This window comes from Mucilaginibacter sp., assembly GCF_039921305.1.
Lineage (GTDB): Bacteria > Bacteroidota > Bacteroidia > Sphingobacteriales > Sphingobacteriaceae > Mucilaginibacter.
This window is the reverse complement of record NZ_JBDSCA010000012.1, coordinates 64,686-77,329: the sequence shown is the minus strand read 5'-3', so window position 1 is coordinate 77,329 and position 12,644 is coordinate 64,686. Positions and strand designations below refer to the sequence as shown.

General features: G+C 39.0%; 13 protein-coding genes. 6 read left to right on the top strand and 7 right to left on the bottom strand.

The window, feature by feature from the left end; all coding sequences use genetic code 11:
- Nucleotides 1–523 precede the first annotated feature (523 nt).
- From trxA to ABIN91_RS02325, 3 genes are all read right to left on the bottom strand, one after another.
- The gene (gene trxA / locus ABIN91_RS02335; RefSeq protein WP_348048030.1) at nt 524–853 is read right to left on the bottom strand and encodes a thioredoxin; all 330 of its coding nucleotides are present in this window, start codon (nt 851–853) and stop codon (nt 524–526) included.
- Between the two features lie 162 nt (nt 854–1,015).
- Entirely contained in the window at nt 1,016–2,200 is a 1,185-nt protein-coding gene (locus ABIN91_RS02330; protein WP_348048028.1) for an acyloxyacyl hydrolase, read from the bottom strand.
- Between the two features lie 70 nt (nt 2,201–2,270).
- A complete protein-coding gene (locus ABIN91_RS02325) occupies nt 2,271–2,663 on the bottom strand; it encodes an RNA-binding S4 domain-containing protein (protein ID WP_348048026.1) in 393 nt (130 codons plus the stop codon).
- 179 nt (nt 2,664–2,842) lie between these two features.
- Between ABIN91_RS02325 and ABIN91_RS02320 the strand changes: the two genes are divergently transcribed.
- The 6 genes from ABIN91_RS02320 to miaA all read left to right on the top strand — a co-directional run bounded on the left by ABIN91_RS02320 (nt 2,843) and on the right by miaA (nt 8,866).
- Complete coding sequence (locus ABIN91_RS02320; protein ID WP_348048024.1) at nt 2,843–3,658, top strand: 2,3,4,5-tetrahydropyridine-2,6-dicarboxylate N-succinyltransferase; 816 nt, start codon at nt 2,843–2,845, stop codon at nt 3,656–3,658.
- A 93-nt stretch (nt 3,659–3,751) separates the two neighbouring features.
- Nucleotides 3,752–4,882 (top strand): glycosyltransferase family 1 protein, encoded by a 1,131-nt coding sequence (locus ABIN91_RS02315; RefSeq protein WP_348048022.1) that lies wholly within the window; start codon nt 3,752–3,754, stop codon nt 4,880–4,882.
- Complete coding sequence (locus tag ABIN91_RS02310) at nt 4,872–5,438, top strand: L-threonylcarbamoyladenylate synthase (protein WP_348048020.1); 567 nt, start codon at nt 4,872–4,874, stop codon at nt 5,436–5,438. Before ABIN91_RS02315 ends, ABIN91_RS02310 begins: the two co-directional genes overlap by 11 nt.
- A 78-nt stretch (nt 5,439–5,516) precedes the next feature.
- The gene (locus ABIN91_RS02305; RefSeq protein WP_348048018.1) at nt 5,517–6,935 is read left to right on the top strand and encodes an HD domain-containing protein; all 1,419 of its coding nucleotides are present in this window, start codon (nt 5,517–5,519) and stop codon (nt 6,933–6,935) included.
- Between the two features lie 36 nt (nt 6,936–6,971).
- Nucleotides 6,972–7,619, top strand: a complete 648-nt coding sequence (locus tag ABIN91_RS02300) for a hypothetical protein (protein ID WP_348048016.1) — start codon at nt 6,972–6,974, stop codon at nt 7,617–7,619.
- A gap of 308 nt (nt 7,620–7,927) precedes the next feature.
- Nucleotides 7,928–8,866: a tRNA (adenosine(37)-N6)-dimethylallyltransferase MiaA gene (gene miaA / locus ABIN91_RS02295; RefSeq protein ID WP_348048014.1), complete on the top strand. Its 939-nt coding sequence runs from the start codon at nt 7,928–7,930 to the stop codon at nt 8,864–8,866.
- A 46-nt stretch (nt 8,867–8,912) separates the two neighbouring features.
- Here the strand turns inward: miaA and ABIN91_RS02290 are convergent, their stop codons facing one another.
- The 4 genes from ABIN91_RS02290 to ABIN91_RS02275 all read right to left on the bottom strand — a co-directional run bounded on the left by ABIN91_RS02290 (nt 8,913) and on the right by ABIN91_RS02275 (nt 12,614).
- On the bottom strand, nt 8,913–9,995 hold the full coding sequence (locus tag ABIN91_RS02290; RefSeq protein WP_348048012.1) for an acyltransferase family protein: 1,083 nt from the start codon (nt 9,993–9,995) through the stop codon (nt 8,913–8,915).
- Nucleotides 9,996–10,036: 41 nt separating this feature from the next.
- Nucleotides 10,037–10,888, bottom strand: coding sequence for a dTDP-4-dehydrorhamnose reductase (gene rfbD / locus ABIN91_RS02285; RefSeq protein WP_348048010.1), 852 nt, complete (start codon nt 10,886–10,888; stop codon nt 10,037–10,039).
- 108 nt (nt 10,889–10,996) lie between these two features.
- Entirely contained in the window at nt 10,997–11,236 is a 240-nt protein-coding gene (locus ABIN91_RS02280; RefSeq protein ID WP_348048008.1) for a hypothetical protein, read from the bottom strand.
- 139 nt (nt 11,237–11,375) lie between these two features.
- The gene (locus ABIN91_RS02275; protein ID WP_348048006.1) at nt 11,376–12,614 is read right to left on the bottom strand and encodes a WcaI family glycosyltransferase; all 1,239 of its coding nucleotides are present in this window, start codon (nt 12,612–12,614) and stop codon (nt 11,376–11,378) included.
- Between the last annotated feature and the right edge of the window lie 30 nt (nt 12,615–12,644).

Here is a 12,644-nt window from a genome sequence, read left to right as displayed (position 1 = left end):
TTGTTTATTTTGTATAACATCCTAAATACTTATCATCGAATAGAAATTCACAGCGGACACCATAAGCCGGACATGACCAACCTTTCGGTTATACCCGATTTAATCTGTCTAGTTACGACATTTGTCTATTCTAATTTGTCCATTCTGATTGTTATTTTACTCATCAACTTAATCGGAATAGTATCAGCAATTTTGACTCTTAACTCATCAGATATTGGACGCAAAACACTAATAGTACTTTTTAAAATCAATATTGTTTTCAATGTGCTTAACATTATCAGCGAGATCGCGATAGCCTATCTAACTGTTTTAATTTATTTACAGAATACTCAACTTAATTTTTTCAGGTGTATTTGGATAACTAACTATAATTTGCAACATCTAATTGAATCGATGGCATTGATTTTTCTGTTGTTGTGGATCATCAAACAATTTAAATCACCAGGAATCAAAAATCTGTTCCACAAAAAAAGCGTCCCGGAAATAACCGGAACGCTTTAATTTATAGTATTGGCTTTGCTGATTAGCTAAAACTCAATAATTGCTTATCTAATTTAGCTGTTAAAACAGATTTTGGCACTGCCCCAATTTGTTTGTCAACGATCTCGCCGTTTTTAAAATACAATAAGGCAGGGATGTTACGGATACCAAATTTCATTGATATACCTGGGTTATTATCTACGTTTACTTTACCTACAACAGCTGTGTCGGCATAGTCTTTCGCAATTTCTTCTACAAGGGGGCCAACCATTCTACACGGGCCACACCACTCAGCCCAAAAGTCAATAAGTACTGGTTTATCTGATTTTAATACTAACTCTTCAAAGTTCGCATCGGTGATTTCTAAAGCCATGATATTTTTTTTAAATTTTAATTAACAAATATATACTAATCAAATAGCTTGCCGCAAATTGTTTATGACAAGTTGACATTTTTTAGACGGGCGGTGTAGTTTATTAGTTTAATGTGATAAATACATGAACATTAAACACCTTTAATTACCGAATTTAGTCCGTCAAATCTTCACAATCACCCCAAACCCTGCAAAGTCTGCCTGCGTTCGGTGTAAATACTGTTTGGCTTCTAAAGCAAAGTGTGGTGTAAAGTAGTAACGCGCGCCAAATGTCCAATAAGTATCAGGTGGCGAATAAGTTGACCCGTAGCTTGGTGTAAAATATTTGTAATGCAAATAATACCCATAATTTACCGGCAGCGAAAAGCGACCCAGCCAAAGTTCGGCACCAAGGCTTAGGCCCACACGCAGCTTATCATATGAGCTGCCCAGTTCCTGGTAAGTGGCATAAAAATGGTCTATCCCATCCTGGCTGTCTAAAGTTCTGTAATAATAAACCCCGTCAAAGCCTGCTCTCAAACTCAAAACCGGATTAAGGCGATAGTTATATCCCAGGTAAATACCCGATTTATAGAGGTCAGACGTTCTATTTCTTTGAATAGTCTTATATTCCGGGTGTTGATCAAAACCTCCACCCTCCTGCACAATACCACGATGACCTATGTTTACGCCAAACTCAAAGCTGTGCTTTTTATAATGTTGAAAAGGCGTTTTACTCCCCTGTGATGCCGGTGTGCTGATATCCTGATCAATGCCAAAGCTGGCATTAATGGAGTTTACCCCATAATTAGGCAGCTTAAACGCGGCGTTTGAGTAATGGTACAGATCAACCCCGGCCCATAGCCTTGTTGATTTAGTTATAGGTGTAGCCAGCTTTAGGCCAATTTGTGCCGTAAAATTGATGTGGCTGCCTACTAATGGGTTATCATCGGTATAGTAGCTTTCGGTAGCGTAGCCAAAACCAAAACCTGGGTTCAACAACAGTTCGGTTTTACCAACGCTGGCAATGCCTATACCTATTTTAGCTATCGCGCCATAGTAATCGCCTAAAAAGCCAACGGTTGTTTTGGGTTGTTTGGCCAGATAAATGTTTTGATAGTTACGGTAGGAGAACGACAGGTCTACACTCCTAATATTGAGCATCTTTACCCAATCGGCCTTATTATCGGCCATATTTAAATGGTATACACCTTCCATGCCCCAACTGCTGCCTTTCATTACGCTATCGGCGGTAAACATCTTCAATCCTGTAAAGGCGGAAATACCAATGCTATTTTTAGCTGTTTGCGCATTGGCAAAGCTGATGGTTAAGATAAGTATGGCGGTGGTAAGTAACCTTTTGATCATGTTGTGATTTTAGCGATGTATTGATATAAAGGTTAAATCGGGTTTAATGTTTGTTTAAAGATAGAAAATCCTATTCAAAAAAGTCATCCTTTAGCTCATCAATATCGCGCCTGTCTTTTTTAGTCGGGCGGCCGGTTCCCCTATCCCTGCTCAATAGCGGCGCATGGAACATGCTTTTAAAAGCCGGTTTTTCTTCTTCTGGTGTAATGTCATCGTAGTAACCTACGGCCTTTTTAGCGTCAACACGGCTTTCTAACAAGCCAGTTACTGTAATGGTTCGGCGGTCTGGTCCTTTGGTTATCTGGTATACCTCACCTACCTTCACTTCGTGGCTTGGTTTAATATTGGTGCCACTCAATTTTACCCGGCCCGCTTTACAGGCATCCGCGGCAAGCGTACGGGTTTTAAAGGCGCGTATGCTCCACAAATATTTATCAATGCGCAATTTGTCTTTTTCAGCCATAATATTCAGATCTCAAAAATCATAAAATTGTGCCACAATTCACAATATGTATCATAATAACAAATAGATTTCCCGTATTTAAATCAAGCCTTCCCCATTTTTTATTATCTTCGACGTTTTTATTATCGGTACTAACAAATACCTGGTAAATTGATTTATTTTGCTAAAAATATCAGCTAATGCAAGACCTTAAGAAACTAATAGAAGATGCCTGGGTTGACAGGACATTAATTACCTTTAAAGAATACTCCGAAGCTATTGAAACCGTTATTGGCCGCCTTGATAAAGGGGAGATACGCGTTGCCGAACTAATTGGCAGCCGCTGGCACGTTAACGAATGGATAAAAAAAGCCGTTATATTATACTTCCCAATCCGCGAGATGGAAGAAATTAAAGTTGGCCCTTTTGTTTTTCACGATAAGATGAAACTAAAAACCAACTACAAGCAATTAGGCGTTCGCGTGGTGCCCCATGGTATTGCACGTTACGGCGCGTATTTAGCCAAAGGCGTTATCATGATGCCATCGTACGTAAACATTGGCGCTTATGTTGACGAAGGTACCATGGTTGATACCTGGGCAACTGTAGGCTCATGCGCGCAAATTGGCAAGCATTGCCACTTAAGCGGCGGGGTAGGCATTGGCGGTGTTTTAGAACCTGTACAAGGTGCCCCGGTTATTATTGAAGACAATTGCTTTTTAGGCTCACGCGCCATTGTGGTTGAAGGTGTGCATTTAGAAAGCGAAGTAGTTTTGGGCGCCAATGTAGTATTAACCGCGTCAACCAAAATTATTGATGTTACCCAAAATCCACCTGTTGAATATAAAAGCTTTGTTCCGGCACGTTCGGTAGTAATTCCGGGTTCATACCCTAAAAAATTCCCAGGTGGTGAGTACCACGTACCTTGCGCTTTGATCATCGGTAAACGTAAAGAGTCAACCGATAAAAAAACCTCATTAAACGACGCATTAAGAGAGAATAACGTAGCTGTATAGATTAGTTATTGGTTATTGAGTTAATTGTTGTTAAGCCTTTTTTAACCGGGTCTAACCCAATAACTCAATAACCTAATAACCCAGTAGCTAAACATGAGAATAGGATACGACGCCAAAAGAGTTTTTTTAAATATGACCGGGCTAGGCAATTACAGCCGTAGCCTTATTAAGGGGATAGCTTCGCTATTTCCAGATAATGAGTACTTTTTATATACGCCGGGAATAGTTCAAAGCGCCCGGGTTGATTTTTTTAAAGAACAGAAACACATCTGGATCACAACACCTAAAAATCAAAGATTTGCTTCGCTGTGGCGAAGTAAGTTTGTTGTTAAAGATCTAAAAACCGCTGGTATTCAAATTTACCATGGTTTAAGTCATGAAATACCTATCGGGATAGATAAAACCGGCATCAAGTCGGTAGTAACCATTCACGATCTGATATTTAAGCGCTATCCGAAATATTTTGGATTTATCAGCAGGCAAATCTATCAGGCCAAAATTAAATATGCCTGCAAACATGCTAATCATATTATTGCTGTGAGCCAGCGAACTAAAGATGATTTGGTTGAGCTATTAAACGTTGACCCTGAAAAAGTTGAGGTAATTTATCAGAATTGTGATGCGATATTCCGCGTGAAGCAAACTGATCTCAAAAAAGGCGAAGTAAAGCTAAAATATAATCTACCCAAAAAGTTTATACTCAATGTTGGTACAATAGAAGAACGCAAAAACCTGCTCGTGTTGATCAAAGCCTTCCATCGGTTGCCAAGCGAAACTTACCTGGTAATAGTAGGTAAAGAAACTAATTACAGCAAAAAAGTAAAGCAGTACATTACCCGCAACAAACTGGCTAACCGCATCACCTTTATACCCAATGCCAGCTTCGGCGATCTGCCATCTATTTATCAGCTGGCCGAAATTTTTGTTTACCCATCCCGTTACGAAGGTTTTGGTATCCCTATTTTAGAAGCATTGGTATCGGGCACACCCGTTATAGCCGCCACAGGCTCGTGCCTGGATGAAGCCGGTGGCCCGGATAGTTTGTACGTTGGCCCGGATGATGAGAAAGACCTGACTGATAAAATTAGTCTTCTCTTATCAAACAAAAACCTGCAAAAAACAATGATAGAAAAAGGGCATATCTACGCCCAAAAGTTTGAAGATAAAGTATTGGCAACCCAGTTGATGGACTTATACACCAAAGTAGTAAACCATGTTGAATAACGAAGTTACCAAAGCGCTCAAGGTTTTACAGGACGGCGGCATTATCCTCTACCCAACAGATACCATTTGGGGCATTGGCTGCGATGCTACGAACGCCGAAGCCGTTAAAAAGATTTACGCCCTCAAACAGCGCGACGAAGCCAAAAGCATGATTATTCTGTTAGATAACGATGCCAAACTATTAAGCTACGTTAACGAAGTACCTGATATTGCTTATGATTTGATAGAATATGCCGAAAAACCCATGACCCTGATTATGCCCGGCGCAAAAAACATAGCAACCAATCTTATCGCTCCCGATGGCAGCGTAGGCATCAGGGTAACTAAACATCAGTTTTGCCAGCAATTGATACAACGCTTACGCAAGCCATTGGTATCTACATCGGCTAATATCAGCGGACAACCTTCACCAAAAAACTTCAATGGCGTATCTGCCGAAATTTTGGATGGTGTTGATTACGTGGTTGATCTGGAACAATATGACTTGACCGAAAAAGCCCCATCAACCATTATGCGGCTTGAGCCGGATGGTCGTTTTCAGTTCATCCGCAAATAATACCACGTTGGTATTTATCCCCTGCCGTTATTTAATTACCTTTGCGGCTCATTAATTGACAGTTCCGGCAACAACCGAATGAAACAGCATCTGCAACATCCTATCTTCAACATCATATCTAAAGCAGCCGGTAAAACGGGCGTGCACGCATATGTGATAGGTGGTTTTGTTCGCGATCTGTTTCTCCAAAGGCCGTCAAAAGATATCGACATCGTTGTAGTAGGTAATGGCATCGCTTTCGCGGAACAGGTAGCCGCTCAACTCAAAGTTCCAGTATCCATATTCAAAAACTTTGGCACCGCTATGCTCCGCTATCACGATTTGGAGATAGAGTTTGTAGGTGCCCGTAAAGAATCCTACCGGTCAGATTCCCGCAAGCCCATCGTTGAGAACGGCACCCTCGAAGATGATCAAAAACGCCGCGATTTCACCATCAACGCTTTAGCCATCGCCCTTCATCCCGAAAACTATGGTCAATTGGTTGATCCATTCGGCGGCGTGGCCGATCTGGAAGCAAAACTCATCCGCACACCGTTAGATCCTGTCGAAACATTTTCCGACGATCCCTTACGCATCATGCGTGCCATCCGTTTTGCAACTCAGCTCAATTTTCAAATTGACGATACGGCAATTCAGGCCATCAAAGCCAACACACATCGCATCAAGATCGTTTCTCAGGAACGTATCACCGATGAGTTGAATAAGATCATCCTATCCCCCAAGCCATCCATAGGTTTTGAGCTATTGTTTGATACCGGCTTACTCAAAGTGATCTTCCCGCAAATGGTTGATCTGTACGGTGTCGAGATCATAAAAGGCAAAGGCCATAAAGATAACTTTTACCACACCTTGCAAGTGCTGGATCACATTTGTGAAACTACGCCCGATTTATGGTTGCGCTGGGCTGCCATACTGCACGATATTGCCAAACCCGCCACCAAACGCTTTGAAGAAGGCCACGGCTGGACATTCCATGGTCATGAGGATAAAGGGGCGCGCATGGTACCTAAAATATTCGCACAGCTCAAGCTTCCGCTTAACGAGAAAATGAAGCAAGTGCAAAAATTGGTGCAACTCCACCTTCGCCCAATAGTTTTGGCACAAGAAATTGTGACAGATTCTGCCGTAAGACGGTTACTTTTTGAGGCCGGCGAAGATATTGAAGGTTTAATGTTGTTGTGCAAAGCAGACATAACTACCAAAAACGAATACAAAATAAAAAAATACCGCAACAACTTTGAGCTGGTTCAACAAAAATTGAAACAGGTTGAAGAGCGCGACCAACTACGCAATTGGCAGCCACCCGTTACCGGGACAGATATTATGGAGCTTTTTGGCATCAATGAGGGTCGTGAGGTGGGCATTATTAAACAACAGATCCGCGAAGCGATACTGGAAGGCGATATCCCCAACGAGCGCGAAGCAGCAATTAACTACACAATTGCAAAAGGCGAGCAAATTGGCTTAAAAGTTGTGGCAAACAGAAAATTAGAATAAAATATTATTTTTGGCTTTTAAAACGTACTCATAATAATGGCAGTTTATAGGTTTAAAGTTTCTTTTGAAGATTATGACGATGTAATAAGGGAAGTTGATATTAAATCAACCCACACCTTTGAAGATCTGCATAAGGCAATACATTTTTCAACCGGCTACAAGCCCGATTACCCTTCATCGTTCTACATCAGTAACGATCAATGGATGAAAGGGCAAGAAATCACCTATCTGCCAAACCAACGCCGCATTGATCGCGGTGTTCCTTTAATGGAAAAATCAAGGTTGAGCAGCTTTATTGACGATCCGCACCAAAAGTTCTACTACACTTTTAATTTCGACCGCCCATTTGATTTCCATGTCGAACTCATCAAAATATTAAACGAAACGCCGGGTGTTACCTACCCCTTTGTAGCAAAAAGCGTTGGCGAAGCTCCAAAACAATTCGGCAATGTATTTAACCCTACCGATCCGGGTGTGGCAGCCGTTGTTGACGATGAATTTGACTTTTTAAACCAACTCGAACTGGTTGCCGAAGAAACCGAAGATTTTGAAGAAGTATCTGATCCTGACGAAGTAAAAGGCACTGATGATGCAGATTCTGAAGACGAAGATGATGAATTTGGAAACGAGTTTTCGGATAACGAAGGCTTTGACGATGCATCTGGCAATAAAGACGATTATTAATCAAAGACACTAATTAGCATTGTAATTCTAATAGATATATTAGGTAAAATTATAATACTTTTACTTTAACGCGAATTTATTTGCTGAATTTGCGATGTATTTACATTATGCCTTTTAGAAACAGCCACAAATTTGCATTGGTTATCGCCTGGATAATTTAACCAATGCAAAAGCCAAAGATGTTAAAATTTTAACTCTATTTGGTAGCCAATGCCATGAGTTTGCTGATTAAATATTTTAGAGCGGCTATCACTAAAAAAACTAATCAGCAAACCCTGAATTAACATTAACCTAGAATAGCTGTATGTATGGAAGGTTTTCAGGAAAAGTTTCAATCCCACAATAAAACCCTCATTGTAATTGCAGGCCCAACAGCTGTAGGTAAAACAGAACTGGCCATACAATTGGCAAAGCATTACAATACTGCAATTATCTCAGCAGATTCACGCCAGTTCTTTCGCGAAATGGCTATCGGAACAGCAAAACCAACCGATGCCGAACTGGCACAGGCCAAACACTACTTTATCAATTCACATGCTATAACCGACAATTTTAACGTTGGTGATTTTGAAGTAGAAGGATTGAAAGTTATTGACGACGTTTTTACTGAGCATAATAATACAGGTATTTTAGCCGGCGGCTCCGGTTTATATATCAAAGCCATATGCGAAGGCTTTGATGATGTGCCTTCTGCGGATATGGAAATACGCAACCGGCTCAATGCCGAATATGTAAGTAATGGAATTACCCCTTTGGCTGAGCGTTTAAAAATTACCGATCCTGTTTACTACGCCCAGGTTGATACCAGCAACCCCCAACGCATTATAAGGGCCTTAGAAGTAATTGAAAATACAGGACAGCCATTCTCATCCTATCGTACGGCAAACGCCAAGCAACGCTCGTTTAACATTATTAAGATAGGTTTGAATTTATCCAGAGAAGTGCTGTATCAACGCATAAATCTCCGGGTTGATCTGATGATTGAACAAGGTTTAGTTGCCGAAGTAAAATCGCTTTTACCTTACCGGGATTATAACGCCCTAAACACGGTAGGCTATAAAGAGATATTTGATTACCTTGACGGAACCACCGATCTGGATACCGCGATAGCGCTGATCAAACAAAACACCCGTCGCTTTGCAAAAAGGCAATTAACCTGGTTTAATAAAGATAAAAACTTTGCATGGTTTGAGCCATCACAACTGGACGGGATCATTGATGCAATAGATAAAATCTTACAGCTCTAATAAACGCCTCATAAATACATTCGCCTGATAATCAATCAGGGGGTAATCATAACAGCAGTGATCGATTACCTGATATTACTTTTTTAGCTAATAACTTATCACTCCACTTTGATAACGACTGGGCTATTTTGTGCGAAGGATACTCAATAAGTAGGTATATAATGTATGATATAAATATTGCCAAAACAATATAAACCAGATAAGTAGCCAACTCATAAGGAATTAGCAAGCTTATAAAAATCCGAAGTAAGCCGTGAGTTAAATATAAGGAATAAGAAAACTTGCCCATGTATTCCAAAATCCTGGAGCAGTTATGAGTTTTGTAATAAACTATTTCTTTTTCAAGCCACTTCACTAATAATAAAGCAAATATATTGAATGTGAATATATAACTTATATAAAAGTGAAACATTACAATCAATAGTATAATAGAGATAAACAGAACACCTATCCTATATTTCATTATTGTAATAAAACTAATTTCATAATCCAGGCTATCTATTCTTTCGGCTAAAAGCACGCCTAATAACCAACAAGGCAAACCTAATACCGCTGTTAACAGAGTACCTAAATACCAGTAATCCCCCATATAATTAATATCCCTATGATAGAAAGCTGAAAGTATGCTTTGATAGTTAAAGGCTACTGCTATTATTAAACCAATTACAAAAGAAATTTGGAATTTTCTTGTCCAGCTTATTTTTATCATAAACAACAATGGATAGCATATGTAATAGATGAGCTCACAATATAAACTCCATATTGGTATCAAGTCTTGATGCTTGTAATAAATTCCAATAAGTTCAACAATTATTAACGGTATGCCAATTCTTATAACGCGCCTTATGAGAAAACTCACCACATTTAAAGAAGTTTTATTACGGTTAGGATAGTGAATTACAAATCCAGATATAATGAAAAAAGTAATTACAGCAGCAGCCCCATTATAAAAAACGTTACTTATAGATGGTATAATCCTTAAAAATAAACTGTGAGAATCTTTAAAAGATAAAAATGGATTTGGGTAATGGCTTAATAAAACTATTAATGCGAGAATAAACCTAATACTATCGAGGCCGCTTATCCATTTATATTTAGTAGGCGCTTTTGAATCAGTGACCGATTGCATAATGTGAAGGTTAGGATTAATAGCTTAGAGCAGATAATAAATTATAGCTTCTCAATACATCTTTCCAGGCTTGCTCGCCAGTATGGAATTTCAAGCTTAAAAGTGTTCTTAATTTTGGTTTTATCCATTACCGAAAACGCCGGCCTTACTGCGCGTGTAACATATTCGGAAGTACGTACAGGGAATACCTTAACATCAATATTAGCAATATCAAAAATCCCCATGGCAAAATCATACCACGATGTTACGCCCTCGTTACTATAATGATAAACACCATATTGTTGCTTATCGTTTTCAATAATGGTCAAAATACAATTAGCCAGGTCAATGGCATAAGTTGGGGTACCAACCTGATCGGAAATAATTTTCAACTCGTCCTTTTCAGCACCTAAACGCATCATGGTTTTCACAAAGTTATTTCCGTATTCTGAGTATAGCCAGCTCGTTCTTAAAGTATAAAAACGCTTGGTGCTGGCGGCAACAACGTGTTCCCCCTCTAATTTAGTTAGTCCGTATATATTAATAGGTTCAGCTACATCATCTTCTGATAATGGCGTTGTCGTATTACCGGCAAATATAAAATCTGTTGATACATGGATAAGCGTAGCGCCGTATTCTTCACAAAGCTTAGCCAGGTTACCGGCTCCATCCTTGTTTATTTTACGCGCCATATCAACATCATCCTCAGCTTTATCTACAGCGGTATAGGCTGCACAATTAATACAATAGTTTGGTTTATGCTCCGCGAATAATTTACCTAAACTATCCACGCCCAAAATATTAGCTTGTGATTCATCCGGAAAAACAAAACCCTTTATCGACCGCTCGTCAGATACATATTTTAAACATTGACCTAATTGGCCCGAGGCCCCAAAAACAAGTATTTTATTCATTTATCGTAGTATTCAATTTTAATAATTCTGGACTAGGCTCGTTGATCGCCACGCATTCACCACTCCTTTAAAAAATTCTCGGATTCAGCGCAAACGCTATATTTAGATTTAGGCTTTGCGATGACGTCTGCTAGGGGTATTACTTGTTTTAACAAACATAAATATCGCCATTACACTTGCGGCCAATTCAATCCCTACGATAAATAAAGAATATGGCAAAGGCATATTGTCGTAGGTTAACAATACAATGATACAAAACACCAAAGCTGTTATAATGATTTTGCAGGCCAGTATCCATTTTTTTGCTGTCCTGTTCCAATCTTTTTTTTCTAATTTATCCTCTATCATATAAGAAATTTCTGGAGCCTAGTAAAGTTAATAAACTTTGATATAAAATAAACATATCAGCCATTAAGTATTAAATTATAAACTCATATTGTACAGTATAGCTTCCATATTAATGATCGCCCGGTAAAATACTGTAAGATTAAGCTATTTCTTTCACAAATTGATTCATTACATTATCAATATTCAAATATTTTTCAGCATAGGCCCGGGCATTTCTTTTATAAACTTCAACATCATTTTCAACTAATGATAATACACTGGTTTTTAGCGACTCAAAATCGTCGGGAGGGATAATAAACCCAACACTATACTTTTTAACCAGGTTGTATAAAGACGTATCAGATGGTGATGTGATAATACACGATCCGCCAATGGCTAGTATAGTTGTCAATTTTGATGGCATAACCAAATCGCTCGCATTTCCTTTTTGAATTACGAGGTGTATGTCTGCCATATTTAAAAAAGCATTAAATAAATTTTTGTCTTGCAAAGGTAAAAAGTCAACATTGGTTAACTGCTTCTCATTAACAAGTTCTTCAAGTTTGTATTTGTAAGGCCCTGTTCCACAAATAATAAATTTAATATTTTTATGCTCTCTTAAAATTTCTGCACAAAAAACAATGTTTTCGAGCCCTTGTTTATGACCTATACTTCCCGAATACAGACAGATAAACTGCTCCTGACGATATCCCCACTTTTCCTTTAACCCGGCTTTATCTGCTATCGGATAGAAAGACGAAACATCAACCCAGTTTGGGAATAGCAAAATATTTCTGTCAATCTTTGATTTTACCTTTTTAACCATTCCTTCAGATATGGTACTTACGAAATCGCTTCCTATTAAAATCCGGCGCTCTAAGGCATATATTATTTTAAATAATCTATCGTTTGATAGCATATTTAGTTCTTGTGCGGCGTCTATTTGTAAGTCCTGAATATGATAAATTAATTTCCCACCTTTTATTTTCCTATAAAACCAAGCCAGGTAACCTAAATGGAAAGGAGGGGCAACCGTAATAATATAATCATGCTTTTTATTGAACAACGTCAGCTTCAAAACAACCCAGACCATAGATATCCAAAACGAAATATCTTGAAGCATGCGCGTTTTACCGGTGGGCTTCGCCGGGATGTATAATGGGCAGCGATATATAGTCAGTGTAGAGGCGCTTTCAGGGTAGGCAATAACTTCTTTTTTGTAAAAGCGATTTTTGTAAGGGGGCTGTACCTTCCAATAAGGATAATAGGGAAAAGTGGTAACAACTGTGCAATCATAGCCATTTTTTGCAAACCAGTCCATCATATCACCACTGTATTTCCCTATACCTGTAGGCTCAGGAGAAAAATTATGACCAATCAATAAAACCTTTTTCTTCATTAAGACAATACGTTTAAGCACATCATGCGA